This window comes from Saccharothrix variisporea (assembly GCF_003634995.1).
Classification (GTDB): Bacteria; Actinomycetota; Actinomycetes; order Mycobacteriales; family Pseudonocardiaceae; genus Actinosynnema; species Actinosynnema variisporeum.
In genome coordinates this window covers 3,952,031-3,967,790 of record NZ_RBXR01000001.1, presented here as the reverse complement: position 1 = coordinate 3,967,790, position 15,760 = coordinate 3,952,031, and the positions used below count along the sequence as shown (strand labels likewise).

Below are 15,760 nucleotides of genomic sequence, written 5' to 3'. Positions count from 1 at the left end.
GCGAAGGAGGGACGCATGACGGGATTCGCCGGGTACCAGAACGAGATCTACCTCCAGGGCCTGGCCGGGCAGGTGCCGCCGTTCACCACCGACCCCGAGGCGCTGGAGGACTCCGCCCGGGAACGGCTCGGGCCCGGACCCTTCTGGTACGTGGCCGGCGCCGCCGGGTCCGGGGCCACCGCGCGGGCCAACCGGGAGGCGTTCGACCGCTGGCGGATCGTGCCGCGGATGCTGACCAACGCCACCGAGCGGCACCTGGGCGTGTCCGTGCTGGGCACGAAGCTGCCCGCGCCCGTCCTGCTCGCGCCGGTCGGGGTGCAGTCGATCCTGCACCCGGACGGCGAGCTGGCCACCGCGCGGGCCGCCGCCGAGCTGGGGGTGCCGTTCGTGCTGTCCACCGCCTCCTCGCACACGATCGAGGAGGTCGCCGAAGCGGCCGGGGACGGGGCGCGGTGGTTCCAGCTGTACTGGCCGAACGACCCGGACGTGTGCGTGAGCATCCTCGACCGGGCGCGCAAGGCCGGGTTCTCGGTCCTGGTGGTCACGCTCGACACGTGGACGCTGGCGTGGCGGCCCCACGACCTCGACCAGTCCTACCTGCCGTTCCTGCGCGGTGTCGGCACGGCCATCCCGTTCTCCGACCCGGCCTTCCGGGCTGGTCTCGCGGCACCGCCGGAGGAGGACCGGCCGATGGCGATCCTGCGGTGGGTGCAGCTGTTCACCGGCACCGACAAGTCGTGGGACCAGCTGTCCTTCCTGCGCGAGCACTGGGACGGGCCGATCGTGCTCAAGGGCGTCCAGCACCCCGACGACGCCCGCAAGGCCGTGGACGCCGGGGTGCAGGGGATCGTCGTGTCCAACCACGGCGGACGGCAGGTGGACGGCGCCGTCGGGTCGCTGGACGTGCTGCCGGAGATCGCTTCCGCCGTGGGTGAGCAGGTCGAGGTGCTGTTCGACTCCGGCATCCGGACCGGCGCGGACATCGTGAAGGCGCTGGCGCTGGGCGCGTCGGCGGTGCTGGTCGGGCGGCCGTTCGCCTACGGGTTGGCCCACGGCGGGCAGGTCGGCGTGCGGCACGTGCTGCGCGGCTTGCTCGCCGACTTCGACCTGACCCTGGGCCTGTCCGGGCACCGCAGCCCGGCCGAGCTCAGCCCCGAGGTGTTGCGGCGTCGGTGAGCCGGCGCAGCCGGTCCTGGAGGGTGGCGAAGTCGGCGGGCTGCACGGTGATCCACGGGGTCCCGTCGCCGCCCCTCGACTTCGCGCTCAAGTACCGGCCGGTGATGGTGTCGAAGTACGTCAACGGCGACTCGCAGCGCTGCTTGCGGCCGAACCGGTCGCGGCGGGCGGCGTAGAGCTGGCCGCCGCCGGTCCGCTTCTCCGCCAGCAGGTTCTTCAGCTGCTGGGTCTCGGCGACGTGCGCGCCGGTCGGGCGGCTGGCCTGCAGGAAGCTGCGCTCGTACTCCTCGTTGTACGACGGGGGCTTGGGCTTGTCGTTCAGCGCGTCCGCGGGCAGCGAGATGACCCCGCCCCGGCCGGGCTTGGCCTCGGGCAGGGCGGCGACCAGCGACTGGACGGCGTCCTCGGCCCGCACCGGTTCGAGCACGAAGTGCTTGTCCTGCCTGAGGACCACGCGCACCGCGTTGTCGCCCGACTGGGCCACCAGCGCGGTGCGCGTGTCACCGTCACCCTCGTTGAAGAACGCGTAGTACTCGGTGCCCGCCTCTGCGATGAGCCGCAGCGCACGGCCCAGATCGGGGTGCACCTGCCGGCCGCGCGCCAGGCCGAGCCGCTCCAACTCCGCCCAGCCACCGCGCGCGAGGTCCGCCAGACCGCTCAGGTCACCCTCGGCGAGGCGGTCCTCGTCGAAGTCGACCTCGGTGAGCAGCGCGTTGTGCAGCGTCGGCAGACCTTCGGCCTGCCAGGCGTTGTAGAGCGCGACGACCGGGATCGCCACCTTGGTGCGCAGCACTTGTGCCCCCTGTTTGTCCTATTCGCCGATGACGGGCGGGGCCACCATGGTGCCGTCGCCGAAGATGTCCTCGGTCTCCTGCAGGTAGGAGGCGGACTTGTGCTCCTTGTCCTCGTCCCCCTCACCCTTGCCGGCACCCATGCCACCCATGCCCATGCCCGCACCGGCACCCGGACGCCCACCGGCCCCCGCCGCACCACCAGGCCCGAAGCCGCCCCCGCCGGGCCCGAACCCGCCGGCGCGCTCACCACCGGGCAGCACCCCGGACGCGCCACCACCCGGCCCGAACCCGCCACCGGGTCCACCCATGCCACCGGGCATGCCGGGCATGCGTCCACCAAGCCCGCCACGTCCGCCGCCGGGACCACCACCAGGCCCACCGGGCCCACCGCCGGGACCGCCCCCTGGGCCGCCACCGGGCCGTCCACCCGGTCCGGGGGTCGGGACGCGCGGCCGGTTGTTCGGGTTGTTGGGGTTGCGCGGGTCGTTCGGGTTGCGCGGGTCGTAGGGGAGCCGGGGGTCGTAGGGCAGGCGGGGGTCGTAGGGCAGCCTCGGGTCACCCGGCCGCGTGGGCGGCGGGTCGACGCTGTACGGGGGCGGCGGAGGCGGGGTGACAGGAGGGTCCACCCACGACTTCTTGAGGTCGCCACCACCGTCGTTCGGCGGCGGCACCGGAACCACCGGCGGCGGTGGCGGGTTGCGCCGGTCACCCCCGCCGGTGTCGTCGCCGTCACCGTCCCCGTCACCCGATCCGTCGCGGTCGTCGGGCGGGATCGGCTTCCACTCCTCAGGCGGCTCGATCGGCGGCGGAGTGGGCGGCTCGATACCGCCACCCATCTCGTCGGGCGACTGGAACCGCGGCATCGACTCGCTGGCCGAGTTGGCGGCGTTGCCGTACGCGGAGAGCACCTCGATGTTGCGCGAGTTGACCTCTTGGCTCTTCTCGACCGCGTCGTCGTAGTCGGTGTCCCAGGGGACCATGCCGTTGTACCAAGGCTTGTCCGGGACGTCGACGGGCTTCTCGACGGTGTCACGGGCGAGCCGGAACGAGTCGCTGATGCTGCTCGTACCCTGCGAAGCGACCGACGCACTGTCCCCGGCCGCGGCCGACCAGGTGGCCAGCGGGGTCGTGGACGACCGAGCCTGATCCCCGGCCGCACCTTCCCAGGAGGCGCCGGAGTCCCGGACGGCCTTCTCGATCAGGTAGGTGACCTCGGTGTGGTGGTCCCGGACCTTGTCCCAGTTGCCCTGAGCCGAGTCAGTTGTCTGCTCGGGGCCGTTGCCATCCTTGAACCAGCCGTAGATCTTGTCCGCGCCGATGCCACTCGTCCGGAGGAGCATGAAGCCGAACATGTCTATTTCCGGGCCTGGTGTCGAGGGAGGTGTCATGGCCTACCCCTTCAGGATTCCTACGACGGTCGCACCGAGCTTCTCGGAGGCGTCACACGGCTTGCCGACGTTGGCTTTGTCGTTCGGGGCGATGTTGGCCTGGACCAGCACCGCGTCCTTGTCCGAAGTGCCGATGACCGTGGTGCAGTCTTTGGTGCCGCTCGCGGTGTCGTAGCTGACGGCCGGGTAGCCTGCCACGGTCGTTTCGCGGAACGCCTTCAGCGTCTTGCTGCCCTCCCGGTACGTTTCGAGCGTGGCTCCCTTGACCACGAGCACGACCCGGTAGGACGAGTCCTTGAGCACGTCCGTGCCGACCCAGCCACAGCCTGGCCCGTTGGGGCTGTCTTCCCGCTTGGCGGGGTCGAAGGTGCCACCCAACGCTGAGAGGTTGGCCGGGGTGAGGATCTTGCACGGGTCGCTGGTGAACTTGTCGAGGTTCAGCGCGCCGGGGCCACTTGGCTTCGCGCTGCTCTTGGTGGTCGTGGTGGACCCACCGTTGGTGGTGGAGGCAGGTGTGGGCGTGCCGCCGTCCTTCGAGGTGCAGGCGGCGAGCGCGACCGCGGCAGCGCCGACGACGAGAACAGACCGGAGAATGCGGTTCAAGGAGTTCAGTCCCTCGGCTTCAGTGCGTCCTCAGCGGCCGACTCGGTGGTCTTGTAGGCCGCCAGCGCGTCTCGAATGTTCTGGATCGTCTTAAGCAGGGCTTCCTGGGCTTTCTGGTTGGCCCAGCCGTACCCACCCTCCAAATCGCTGGCGGTCTCGCGGATCTTCACCGTGGCGAACCCGCTGTAGGCGTCCTTGCCCGGCGACTGGGTCCGCGTGATGTCGTCGGAGTACCGCTTTGCCAGCTGGAGTTCCTTGACCGCTGCTTCCAGGCCCTTGATCAGGTTCTGGGCTTCGTCCGGGTCCACGAAGAACCGGGTCTGCGAGATCACGTAGCCCGCAGCACCGCCGGCGCCACCGGGTGCCTTGGACACCGTGTCGCCCATGAAGCTGAGCTTGCCGCCCCCGCCTTCGGCGTCGTACATCGTTCGCGCTCCCCTCACGCCAACCGCCGATCAATGATGGCATAGCAGTTCAGCGCGGTCCGGCGGTTTGGTCCGGTTACTCCTGGTGGGGGATGTCCGAGCAGGGGGAGGCGGGGGTCGGGCAGGTGGAACAAATGGTCGGCTACCCCTTCAGGATCCCCACGACGGTCGCTCCGAGCTTCTCCGAGGCGTCACACGGCTTGCCGTCCTGCGAGTTCGCCGTCTGGACGATCACCGCGTCCTTGTCGGAGGAGCCGATGACGGTCGTGCAGTCCTCGGTGCCGCTCGCGGTGTCGTAGCTGACGGCTGGGTAGCCGGCTACGGTCGCCTCGCGGAAGACCTTCAACGTTTTGCTGTTTCCCCGGTAGGTGTCCAGCGTCGCGCCCTTGATGACCAGCACGATCCGGTAGGTCGGGTCCTTCAGCACGTCCTTGCCGGCCCAGATGCAAGCAGGTCCGTTGGGGCTGTCTTCCCGCTTGGCCGGGTCGAAGGTGCCGCCCAGCGCCGCGAGGTGGGCGGGGGTGAGGATCTTGCATGGGTCGCTGGTGAACTTCTGGAGGTTCAGCGCGCCGGGGCCGCTCGGTTTTGCGCTGCTCTTGGTCGTCGTGGACCCGTTGCCCTTGGTGGACGCCGGCGTGGGAGTGCCGGCGTTTGTCGAGGTGCAGGCGGTTAGTGCGGCGGTGGTGAGGGCGAGGACGGACTGGAGGATGCGGTTCAAGGAGTTCAGTCCCTTGGGTTCAGTGCGTGGTGATTTAAGCGGGTGGGATGGCCCCGGTTCACGGTTTCAACTTGCTCATTACGGTCGTCCCGAACTTCTCGGCGGCGTCGCACGGCTTGCCGGCGTAGGTCTTGTCGCTGTCGCCCACGGTGGCCTGGATGAGCACGGCTTCCTTGTCGGAGGTGCCGATGGCCGTGTTGCAGTCCAGGGTGCCGCTGGCGGTGTCGTAGCTGATGGCTGGATAGCCGGCGATCGTCGTCTCGCGGAAGACCTTCCGGGACTTGTTGGCCTCGCGGAAGCTCTCCAGCGTCGCGCCCTTGACCACCAGGACCACCTGGTAGGAGGAGTCCTCCAGCGGGTCCTTGCCGTCCCAGGCGCAGCTCGGGCCGTTCGGGCCGTCCGCCTCCGCCTTGGGCGCCGCGAACTTCCCGAACGTCGCCAGGTCGCCGGTGGACACGATGGAACACGGGTCGCTCGTGAACCTCTGGAGGTCCAGCTCGCCGGGTCCGCTGGGCTTGGCGCTGCTCTTGGTGGTCGACGTCGTGGTGGGCGTGCCGGCGTTTGTCGTGGTGCAGGCTGTGAGGGTGGTGGCGGTTAGGGCTGCCAGGGTTAGTCGGGCGATGTGGTGCACGGGTGGGAGTTTCTCGGCTTGGGGGCTGGGTGGGGGCGAGTTGAGTGGGGTTGCTCCTTGTGGGGGATGGCCGATTTGTTCAAGACCTGGGGTGAGCAGGGGGAATAGGTTCGCGGGCATGTTGGAAGCGGCCAGGGTGTTCATGTGGCGGAACGCGCGTGTGGTGGAGCAGCGGCGGTTTGAGTTTCTGTTCGACGGTGGGGCTGCTGAGCCTGTGGTGGCGGCTGTGGTGGCTTATCGGAACGAGGACGGTGGCTTTGGGCACGCCTTGGAGCCGGATGGGCGGGGACCCACCAGTCAGCCCTTGCACACCTTCACCGCGCTGAACCTGCTGCACGAGGTGGGGGACTCCTCGTCGGTGGCGGGGGCGGTGGGGTTCTTCGCGTCGGTTGCGGGGGCGGATGGTGGGTTGCCCAACTGTCTGGAGACGGCTCGGGACCATCCTCGGGCGCCGTGGTGGCAGGTGGGGGCGGGCACGGATCTGTTGATGACCGCCCTCGCTGTGAGCGTGCTGCACAGGTTCGGGGTTGAGGACCCGTGGGTGGACCGGGCCACGGACCTGGTGTGGGAGTTGCTCGACGGGTTGGGTGACACCCATCCGTATGAGGTCAACGCGTGTGTGCGGTTCCTCGACGCCGTGCCGGATCGGGGGCGGGCCGAGGTCGCCGCCAAGCGGTTGGGGGAGTTGGTCAGGGAGCGGGGGCTGGTCGACCTGGGGAACGGGAAGGCTCCGCAGGGGTATGCGGAGGGGGAGACGCACAAGCCGCACCACTACGCGCCCACGCCGGACAGCCTGGCTCGGAGGTGGTTCAGCGATGAGGAGGTGGCGCGTGATCTCGACCTGCTCGAGGCCGGTCAGCAGGACGACGGCGGCTGGACCTTCCCCTGGGCCGCGTGGACGCCGGTGACCACCTACGAGTGGCGGCCGATCGTGACGATCGAGGCGTTGAAGACGTTGAAGGCCTACGGGCGGACGAGTTGACGCAGGGGCACGCCGGCCAGGTCCTTCACTTCGCGTGACAGGTGTGCCTGATCGGAGTACCCCGTTCGGTAGGCGATGTCGGCGAAAGCCACACCCCGCCACGCGAGCTTCACCGCTCGGTCGAAGCGGAGCACGCGGTGCAGGACCTTGGGGCCGTAGCCGAACGCGTCCAGGCAGCGGCGGTGCAGTTGGCGGGTGCTCAGGCCCAGGTCGTCGGCGATGTCGGTGACGGACGACGTGCGGACGGCGCGGGCCACCGCCTGGGTGAGCGGGTCCGGCGGGGTCGCGCGGAGGCGGGTGCGGGCGGCTTCGGCGAGGACCGTGCACGGGTCGGTGGCGGTCGCGAGGGCGTCTTCCAGCTCGGTCGACCGGCCCCACAGCTCGGCTAGCGGGACGCGCAGGTCGCGCAGCGCGTGGGCGGGGACGCCGAGGACCGACGGGCCGACGCCGGGGCCGAAGCGGACGCCGTACAGGGTGCCGGGGCGCAGGGTCGTGAGGTGGCCGGTCGTGTCCGGTCCGGCGACGAACAGGGCGCCGGACGTCGACCACATCAGGTCGGTGCAGCCGTCCGGGACCACGCGGCCGGTCGTGGCCACGGGGGACGAGCGGCGCCAGGCGCAGGCCAGGCCGGCGGCGGGGCGCTCCTCGTAGCCGGAATCCACCCCGACAACGGTAGACGAGGTGGCAGGGGCGGGCTGAGGAACAGGTGGGAGTGGCGGGCCGCGGAGGAGGAGGCATCCGCGGCCCGCCACGAGATGGGTCGGCCTCGGCGTGACGCCGGAGGCGGCACGATCCGGATCAGGTGCCGAACTTGATCCAGTTCACGCTCACGTACGCGGCGGGTTGGCCGCTGGTGAACGTGATGTACACGTCGTGCGTGCCGGTGACGCCGGACATGTTCGCCGGGACCGTGCGCCAGCTCTGCCACCCGCCGGTGTTGGCGATGGCGAAGCTGCCGATCGGCGCGGCTGTGGGGCTGTCCAGCCGGACCTCCACCAAGCCGCTCACGCCGCCCGCCGCGCCCGACGCCGCCCGTGCGACGAACTGGGTGGCCGTGCCCGAGCCGAAGCGCACACCGGAGAACCGCAGGCTGTCGCCGTTCTTCAGCTGCCCCACGTCCTGGCCGCCCTCGGCGCACGTCTCCACGGTGCCGCCGGAGCGGGACGTCGCCTGCTCGGCCTGGATCTCGGTGTACGCGTCCCAGCCGCTGCCACCGGGAGTGGTGGTGGTCGTGGGCGGGGTGGTGGTGCCGCCGCCGGCCGTCCAGACCGCCACGTAGTCCACGACCAGCGAGTGGCCGGGAACGGTCGCGGCGGTCGGCGTGCCCTGGCCCGCGACGCCGTTGGGGAACGCGCCGCCCATCGCCAGGTTCAGCAGGATGAAGTAGCCGGCGTGGCCGGTCATGTTGTTCCACGTCGTGGCGTCGAACTGGTTCTGGTTGACGCTGTGGAACTGCTGCCCGTCGACGTACCACCGGAACTGCTTGGGGCTGACGCTCTCGTCCCACTCGAAGCGGTAGGTGTGGAAGGCGGACTGGCACGTCGAGCCGGGGCACGCGCGGCTCGCGCCCAGGCCGTTGGTCTCGTTGCACGGCCCGCCGGGGTTCACGCCGCAGTGCAGCACGCCCCACACGGAGTTGATGCCGTTGACGTTCTCCATGATGTCGAACTCGCCGATGGCGGGCCAGTTCCAGTAGTTGCCGCGGTAGGGCGAGCCGAGCGCCCAGAACGCGGGCCAGTAGCCGAGGGCGGCGCTGCCGGTGACGTTCGGCATCTGGATGCGGCCCTCGATGGCGAGCTTGCCGCCCGAGGGTGGGCGGAAGTTCGCGCGCTGGGTCTCGATGCGGGCGGACGTCCAGTTCCCCGAGCCGTCGCGCAGCGCGGTGATGCGGAGGTTGCCGCTGCCGTCGAGGCGGATGTTGGACGTGGAGGTGGTGTAGTTCTGGATCTCGCCGGTGCCCCAGTTGCCGGGGCCGCCGGGGTAGCCGTGGCCGGTGTCGAAGATCCAGTTGGCGCCGGAGGGCAGGGTGTTCGCGGCGCCGGTGAAGTCGTCGCTCCACTGGAGCGTCCAGCCGGGTGGTGTGGCGGGGACCGAGGCGTCGGCCGACATCGTGGCGAAGACCGCGGCGGGAACGGCGGCGAGCAGGGCGGCGGCGGTGGCGAGCACGCGCCGCCGGCGGCTGGGTTCCATGCGCGGGTGACCTCCTTGTCACTCGTTCTGCACGGCAACAAATTCGGTTGTGCGTTCATGAGAGCGCTCTCACGACGGAGACTCAATCGGCCGAACGGCGCAAATGCGCTATTTGGCGTCCGCGTAGGACTCCACCGGGACGGCGTGGAGCGGGAAGCGGACGGGTGTGGCGCCGAAGACGAGGGTGGACGCCTCGACTCCGGCCGCGGTGATCTCGGCGCACACGGCGTCGGCCGAGGACGCCGGTGTGTGGACCAGGACCTCGTCGTGCTGGAAGAACACCAGGTGTGCGCCGGGGGCTGTTCGGTGCAGGCGTCTTCGCAGGGCACCCAGCAGCGCGGCGGTCCAGTCGGCGGCGCTGGCCTGCACCACGAAGTTGCGCGTGAACCTGCCCCAGTCCCGGGCCGCTCGGCGGGACTGGCGTGCGGCGTCCTCACCGTCGTCCGGGTTGCCGGTCAGGGCGTGCCAGGCTTCGGACGGGGTGGGGCTGGTGCGGCCGAGCTGCGACCTGACCATCCGTCCTTGTTCACCGGCCACCGCGGCGGCTTCCACGTACCCGACCGCCTCGGGGAACCGGCGTCTCAAGACGGCCAGCAACGGCCCGGCCTCGCCGCTGGTCCCGCCGTACATCGCGGACAGCATGGCGATCTTCGCCCGGCCCCGGTCGCCGTCGAACGCGTCCGCCGCCAGGGTCGTGTACAGGTCGTCGTCGCCGGAGACCTCGGCCAGGCGACGGTCCCCCGACAGCGCCGCCAGGACCCGGGGCTCCAACTGGGACGCGTCCGCCGCCACCAACAGCCAACCCGGATCGGCCACGACCGCGCGCCGCAGTGTCCGGGGGATCTGGAGAGCCGCGCCACCGCGAGTCGCCCAACGACCGGACACCACACCGCCCACCACGTAATCGGGGCGGAAACGGCCCTGCGACACCCACTGGTCCAGCCACGACCAGCCGTGCGCGACCCACAGCCGCGCGAGTTCCTTGTACTCCAACAAAGGCGCGACCGCGGGGTGGTCGACCTTCTTCAGCACCCACGCGCGGGCGGACGGCACGTCGATGCCCTCGCGGCCGAACGCGCGCACGATGCTGCCGGGTGCGTCCGGGTTCACCGCCTTGCCCCCGAACGCGGCGGTGATGCGGTCGGCGAGGTCGGCCAGCTTCGCGGGGCGTGCGCCGTTGACCGGGCGGGGGCCGAGGAGGTCGGTGAGCAACCGGTCGTGGACGTCTTCGCGCCACGGCAGTCCGTGGAACGTCATCTCGGCCGCCGCCAAGGCGCTGGCGGACTCGGCGGCGCACAGCAGGCGCAGGCGGTCGGCGTGGGCCAGGGTCGCCAGCACGCGCTGCTGTTCGGCGTGCACGGCGATCACCGCCTCCAGCGGGTCGGCGTCGCCGGGCAGCGGGTCGCGTTCGGGCTCGAACAGGGTGGGTTGGGACTCGCGCCGGCGCGGACCCTGGTCCTCGGGCACCGGCAGGCCGCGCAAGCGCGCCAGGGCCGCGCCCAGGCCGCGCGGCTCCCGGTGTCTGCCCTGGTAGGACAGCAGCAGCGACTCCACGTGCCACAGGTCCAGGCACCGCTCCACCCGCACGCCCCGGGCCAGCAGGTCGGGGTAGACCTCCGCCGTGGACGCCCACACCCAGCGCGGCCCGCGCCGCTCCCACTCGGCCACGGTGGCGGCCAGGTCGGACGTCTCGACCACCGGTCCGGTGGGCACGCCGGCGTCGGAGAGCGGCCGGAGGCGACCGGCGTTCTCCGCGTGCGGCACCAGAGCGATGAACATGCCTCGAATTGTGCCAACGACCCCCGACAATTCCGGCGGTTCCGCCGGTGGAGCGGTACCAACCCGATCGTGGTTCGTGGGCGGGTGCAGGATATGGGCCCGTGATCGGATCGCCTGGCGCGCTGCTGGACCCGTGGCACGAGGTGGTGCCCTTCCACGGCCGGACCGCCGAACTCGCGGCGCTGGCGCGCTGGCGGGACGCGCCCGTGCCGCGGTCGGTGCTGCTGCTGCACGGCCGGTCCGGCGTGGGCAAGACGCGGTTGGCGCGGCGGTTCGCAGGTGCCGGCGTGGTCGTCCTCGACGACGCGGACCTGCGCACGTGGCACGACGTGCACGCCGTGCTGCGGGAGGGTCCGGCTCGGGTGCTCCTGATCGCCCGCACCGCCGGATGGTGGTGGTCGGCGACCCGCCAGCGCGCCGCCGACGTGCACTACGCGACCCAAGACCTCGAGCTCAGACCCTGTCCCGAGGAGCACGGGACGTCGTTCGTGCTCGCCTGCCAGCGGTTCGCCGACGCGTTGGCGCTGCCCCGGCCGCACGTCCAGGCACCGTTGTGCGAGACCTACTTCGACCTGCACCTGGCCGCCCTCGCCGCCGTCCACGGCGACCGGGCGGACCACCCGGTCGACCGCGTCCGCCGCCTGATCAGCGTGGACCCGGACCCGCCCACCACCGGCCGCCTCGCCGAGGACGTGCTGGCCGTGACCCTGCTGGACGACCGCATCGCACCCGCGCCGGACGCCCTGGACACCCTGCTGCGCGCCGCCGAGCGCTGGCCGCACGTCCGCGACCGGGCGGTCGAGCTGTTCGCCGCCGACCCGGGACTGGTGGCGAAGGCGGGCACCGGCCCGCTGCGAGTCCTCGAGGACGACCCGGAAGTCGTTGCGCGCCAAGTGTTCGACGACCCGCGCTGCCACGGTGACGTCCTGCCCGCGCTGCTCACCCGGGCGTTGCTGCGACAAGCCGAGGACGTGGAGGAACGGGCCGAGCTGAACGGGCTGCTCAGTGCCCGTGCCGCCCTCGCAGGACTGCGCGAGGAAGCCGTGCAGGCCTCACGAGCGCAGGTCTTGTTGTACCGGCAACTGGTCGACCGGGACCCCGTCGCGCACCGGCCCGCGCTCGCGGATGCGTTGGGGGACTTGAGCTTGCGCCTGGTGGCGTGCGAGGACGACGGGGAAGCGCTCGCGGCGGCGCAGGAAGCCGTGGCGTGGTGCCGGCTGGTGCGCGTGGACGACCCGGACGGCGTGGGCCGGCTCGCCGCCGCCCTGGACCGGCTGGGCCTGCGGTACGCGGCGCTCGGCCGCGGGGACGAGGCCGCGGCGGCGGTCACCGAGTCGGTCGCGCTGTTCGACGACCTGGCCCGGCGGGACCCCGCGCGGTTCCGGCCGGCCGCGGCGAAGGCCGCCCACCACCTCGCGGCCCGGCTGTTCGACGTCGGGCGGCGCGCGGAGGCCGGGCACGCGACCCGGCGCGCGGTGTTGCAATGGCGTGCGGTCGCGGGCGACGACCCGCGCTACGAAGCCGAGTTCGCCCGGACGCTGCGGTCCGTCGCGGCGCTGCTGGCCCGCCACGGCAGGCCCACGGAGGCGGCGGCGGTGGTGCGGGAGTCGATCGGCGTGCTGCGCCGGCTGGCCGAGGTCAACCCGCGCGACTTCGAGCCCGCCCTGGCCGACGCGCTGGGCGACCTGGGCGTCCTGTTCCGCCGGCTGGACCGCCGGTCGGAGGCGGCGCAGGCGTTCGGGGACGCCGTGGCGGCGTGGCGGCGGGTGCCGGGGGCGGCGGTGCGGCTGGCCGACGCGTGGCACCGGCTGGCGGACAGCGCGGTCACCAACGACGACGCCCGGGTCGGCGCGCGCATGGCGGTCCTGCTGTGGCACCTGACCGGGCACCGCGACGAGGTCCGGCACGCCGAGGCGCTGTCGCTGTACGCCCGCCGGTGCGCGGAGGTCGGCGCGGACCTGGACCGGGCGTTGGCGGCGGCCCACCGGGCGGTGGAGCTGCTGCGCGCCGCGCGGGCCGAACCGGAACGGCTGGCCCGCGCGGAGCACGCGGTGGAGCTGGTGGTCCGGGCCCACCCCGCGACCCGGACCCGCGACCTGCCCAGCTCCTCGTGAACTAGCTCTTCGTGACGAGGGAGCGCAGGAAGAACGCCACGTTCGCGGGGCGCTCGGCCAGGCGGCGCATGAAGTAGCCGTACCACTCGTCGCCGTACGGCACGTACACGCGCATCCGGTTGCCCTCGGCGGCGATCCGCTTCTGCTCCTCGGGCCGGATGCCGTACAGCATCTGGAACTCGTAGGAGTCCTTCGCCCGGTCCCGCGCGAGGTCCGCCGCGATGGCGATCAGGCGCGGGTCGTGCGAGGCGACCATCGGGTAGCCCTCGCCCTTCATCAGGACCTTCAGGCACCGCACGTACGACAGGTCCACTTCGGACTTGTCCTGGTAGGCCACGGACGCGGGCTCCTGGTAGGCGCCCTTGCACAGCCTTACACGCGACCCGGCGTGCGCCAGGTCCCGGCAGTCCTGCTCGGTGCGCTTGAGGTAGGCCTGGAGCACCGCGCCGACCCACGGGAAGTCCAAGCGCAGCTCGCGCAGGATGCCCAGCGTGGAGTCCGTGGTGGTGTGGTCCTCCATGTCCAGGGTGACGGTCGTGCCGACGACCCCGGCGGCCGAGCAGATCTTCCGGGCGTTCTCCAGGGCGATCTTCTCGCCGTCCACGGGCAGGAACTGGCCCACCGCGGACAGCTTCACCGACACCTCGGCGCGGTCGGCGTACCCAGCGTCCTGGAGCCTGCCCAGCAGGGTCAGGTACGCCTCGACGGTGGCGGTGGCCTGGGAGGCGTCGCGGGTGTCCTCGCCGAGGTGGTCCAGCGTGACCAGGCGGCCGTCGGCCAGGACGTCACCGGTGGCGGCGACGGCCGCGTCCACGTCGTCACCGGCGATGAACCGCTTGACGACCGGCTTGGTCAACGGGGTGCTCTCGACGAGCTTGCGGATGGCGCCGGACCGCGAGGCGGCCAGCAGGGTGGAGCGCAGCATGGTCACCCCTGGTGCGGGTAGCGGTAGGACGTCGGCGGCAAGAAGGTCTCCTTGATGGAGCGCGGGCTGACCCAGCGCAGGAGGTTGTGCACCGAGCCCGCCTTGTCGTTGGTGCCCGACGCCCGGCCGCCGCCGAACGGCTGCTGCCCGACGACCGCACCGGTGGGCTTGTCGTTGACGTAGAAGTTGCCCGCCGCGAACCGCAGGTACTCCTGGGCGTGCGCGATGGCCGCGCGGTCCTGCGCGATGACCGCGCCGGTGAGGCCGTACGGGGCCGCGCTCTCCATCTGCTTGAGCACGGTGTCGTAGTCGGCGTCGTCGTAGACGTGCACGGCGAGGACCGGGCCGAAGTACTCGGTGGTGAACACCTCGTGGTCCGGGTTGCTGCCCAGCAGCACGGTCGGGCGCACGAAGAAGCCGTCGGTGTCGTCGGCCGTGCCACCGGCGGCGATCTCCAGCGAGGAGTCCTGGCGGGCCGCGTCGAGTACGCCCGAGAGCTTGTCGAACGACCGGCGGTCGATGACCGCGCCGAGGAAGTTCGAGAAGTCGGTGACGTCACCCATGGTCAGGGACTCGACCTCGGCGAGGAAGTCGTCCTTCAGGCGGTTCCAGACCGACCGCGGCACGTAGGCGCGGGAGGCGGCGGAGCACTTCTGGCCCTGGTACTCGAACGCGCCCCGGACCAGGGCGGTGCGCAGCACGTCCACGTCGGCGGACGGGTGTGCGAGCACGAAGTCCTTGCCGCCGGTCTCGCCGACGATGCGCGGGTAGGAGCGGTAGCCGGCGATGTTCGCGCCGACCTGGCCCCAGAGGTGCTGGAAGGTCTTGGTCGAGCCGGTGAAGTGGATGCCGGCCAGGTCCGGGTCGGTGAGGGCGACCTCGGAGACCGCCAGGCCGTCACCGGGGAGCAGGTTGATCACGCCCGGCGGCATGCCGGCCTCTTCGAGCAGGCGCATGGTGAGGTGCGCGGCGAAGCTCTGCGTGGGCGAGGGCTTCCACAGGACGACGTTGCCCATGAGGGCGGGCGCGGTCGGCAGGTTGCCGGCGATGGCGGTGAAGTTGAAGGGCGTGATCGCGTAGACGAAGCCCTCCAGCGGGCGGTGGTCCGTGCGGTTCCACACGCCGGGGGACGACTGGGGCTGCTCGCTGATCAGCTGCTTGCCGAAGGCGACGTTGAAGCGCCAGAAGTCGATGAGCTCGCACGCGGAGTCGATCTCGGCCTGGATGGCGGTCTTCGACTGGCCGAGCATGGTGGCCGCGTTGAGCGTCTGCCGCCAGGGGCCGGCGAGCAGGTCGGCCGCCTTGAGCAGGATCGCGGCGCGGTCGTCGAAGGACAGCGCGCGCCACGCGGGTGCGGCGGCCTTGGCGGCGGCGATGGCGTCCCGGGTGTCCTGCTGGGTGGCCCCGTGCAGGGTGCCCAGCACGGCCCGGTGGTTGTGCGGCTGCACGACGTCGAACTTCTCGCCGCCGCCGACGCGCTGCTCGCCACCGATGGTCAGGGTCAGTTCGAGGGGCTCTTTGGCCAGTTCGGCCAGCTTCGCCTGCAGCTGCGCGCGCTCCGGGGTGCCGGGGGCGTAGCTGAGGACGGGCTCGTTCGCCGGCACGGGGACCCTGGTCACGGCATCCACAAGCAGCTCCTTCGCCACATGGTCGGGGTGTCCACCCACGGTAGGGCGACGGACCGAGCGGTCTGTTGTCCGGACGTCTAGGCTTGCCACCTCGCGGTTGTTCGATTGGACAAGAAGTGGTCCGGTCGGCCGCAGTCTTAAGGAGGGGGCGCGTGCACTCCTCATGCCCTCGCCCAACCGCAAGCCGCCCGGCACGCTCAGCGCCTTCCCCACGCGCGCAGCGCGGCTTTGGGCGCGCGCAGCGCGCGGTAGCCCCAGCTACAAGTGGAGGGCCTCGGTTCCCCCACCGTATGGCCCGCCCGAAGGGCTACCACAGATTTCCCGGGGTGCAGCCAAAAGTTTTTGCGAGGAACGAGCAAAAAGTTTTAGCGGCACCCCGGGAAATCTGTGGTCGGCTCCGCCGGGTC

General features: G+C 71.5%; 14 protein-coding genes. 3 read left to right on the top strand and 11 right to left on the bottom strand.

From position 1 onward, the window contains the following. Nucleotides 1-15: 15 nt before the first annotated feature. Entirely contained in the window at nucleotides 16-1,176 is a 1,161-nt protein-coding gene (locus tag DFJ66_RS17430) for a lactate 2-monooxygenase (RefSeq protein WP_121222454.1), read from the top strand. On the opposite strand, the gene DFJ66_RS17425 is transcribed toward DFJ66_RS17430, so the two are convergent. From DFJ66_RS17425 to DFJ66_RS17395, 6 genes are all read right to left on the bottom strand, one after another. Continuing rightward, entirely contained in the window at nucleotides 1,148-1,969 is an 822-nt protein-coding gene (locus tag DFJ66_RS17425) for an ESX secretion-associated protein EspG (RefSeq protein WP_121222453.1), read from the bottom strand. The genes DFJ66_RS17430 and DFJ66_RS17425 overlap by 29 nt on opposite strands. Before the next feature lie 18 nt (nucleotides 1,970-1,987). Next, entirely contained in the window at nucleotides 1,988-3,310 is a 1,323-nt protein-coding gene (locus DFJ66_RS42805) for a hypothetical protein (RefSeq protein WP_170199490.1), read from the bottom strand. Nucleotides 3,311-3,361: 51 nt separating this feature from the next. Then, nucleotides 3,362-3,961, bottom strand: a complete 600-nt coding sequence (locus DFJ66_RS17410; RefSeq protein WP_170199488.1) for a DUF3558 domain-containing protein — start codon at nucleotides 3,959-3,961, stop codon at nucleotides 3,362-3,364. Nucleotides 3,962-3,966: 5 nt separating this feature from the next. After that, nucleotides 3,967-4,386, bottom strand: coding sequence for a hypothetical protein (locus DFJ66_RS17405; RefSeq protein WP_121222450.1), 420 nt, complete (start codon nucleotides 4,384-4,386; stop codon nucleotides 3,967-3,969). 142 nt (nucleotides 4,387-4,528) lie between these two features. Beyond that, nucleotides 4,529-5,104 (bottom strand): DUF3558 domain-containing protein, encoded by a 576-nt coding sequence (locus tag DFJ66_RS17400; RefSeq protein ID WP_170199486.1) that lies wholly within the window; start codon nucleotides 5,102-5,104, stop codon nucleotides 4,529-4,531. Between the two features lie 58 nt (nucleotides 5,105-5,162). Next, entirely contained in the window at nucleotides 5,163-5,735 is a 573-nt protein-coding gene (locus DFJ66_RS17395; RefSeq protein ID WP_170199484.1) for a DUF3558 domain-containing protein, read from the bottom strand. 487 nt (nucleotides 5,736-6,222) lie between these two features. On the opposite strand from DFJ66_RS17395, the gene DFJ66_RS44290 reads away from it, so the two are divergent. Further along, complete coding sequence (locus tag DFJ66_RS44290; RefSeq protein WP_246029795.1) at nucleotides 6,223-6,717, top strand: hypothetical protein; 495 nt, start codon at nucleotides 6,223-6,225, stop codon at nucleotides 6,715-6,717. Here the strand turns inward: DFJ66_RS44290 and DFJ66_RS17385 are convergent. The 3 genes from DFJ66_RS17385 to DFJ66_RS17375 all read right to left on the bottom strand — a co-directional run bounded on the left by DFJ66_RS17385 (nucleotide 6,699) and on the right by DFJ66_RS17375 (nucleotide 10,686). After that, nucleotides 6,699-7,379, bottom strand: a complete 681-nt coding sequence (locus DFJ66_RS17385) for a helix-turn-helix domain-containing protein (protein WP_121222448.1) — start codon at nucleotides 7,377-7,379, stop codon at nucleotides 6,699-6,701. The genes DFJ66_RS44290 and DFJ66_RS17385 overlap by 19 nt on opposite strands. A gap of 136 nt (nucleotides 7,380-7,515) precedes the next feature. Beyond that, nucleotides 7,516-8,907 (bottom strand): carbohydrate-binding protein, encoded by a 1,392-nt coding sequence (locus DFJ66_RS17380; RefSeq protein ID WP_121222447.1) that lies wholly within the window; start codon nucleotides 8,905-8,907, stop codon nucleotides 7,516-7,518. Between the two features lie 108 nt (nucleotides 8,908-9,015). Then, the gene (locus tag DFJ66_RS17375; RefSeq protein WP_121222446.1) at nucleotides 9,016-10,686 is read right to left on the bottom strand and encodes a bifunctional 3'-5' exonuclease/DNA polymerase; all 1,671 of its coding nucleotides are present in this window, start codon (nucleotides 10,684-10,686) and stop codon (nucleotides 9,016-9,018) included. A 101-nt stretch (nucleotides 10,687-10,787) separates the two neighbouring features. Here DFJ66_RS17375 and DFJ66_RS17370 point away from each other — a divergent pair, with 101 nt between their 5' ends. Further along, nucleotides 10,788-12,800, top strand: a complete 2,013-nt coding sequence (locus DFJ66_RS17370; protein ID WP_121222445.1) for a tetratricopeptide repeat protein — start codon at nucleotides 10,788-10,790, stop codon at nucleotides 12,798-12,800. 1 nt (nucleotide 12,801) lies between these two features. Here the strand turns inward: DFJ66_RS17370 and DFJ66_RS17365 are convergent, their stop codons facing one another. Together DFJ66_RS17365 and pruA are read right to left on the bottom strand one after the other, a co-directional pair. After that, nucleotides 12,802-13,725 (bottom strand): proline dehydrogenase family protein, encoded by a 924-nt coding sequence (locus DFJ66_RS17365; protein ID WP_121222444.1) that lies wholly within the window; start codon nucleotides 13,723-13,725, stop codon nucleotides 12,802-12,804. A 2-nt stretch (nucleotides 13,726-13,727) separates the two neighbouring features. After that, a complete protein-coding gene (gene pruA / locus DFJ66_RS17360; protein WP_121222443.1) occupies nucleotides 13,728-15,353 on the bottom strand; it encodes an L-glutamate gamma-semialdehyde dehydrogenase in 1,626 nt (541 codons plus the stop codon). Nucleotides 15,354-15,760 lie beyond the last annotated feature (407 nt).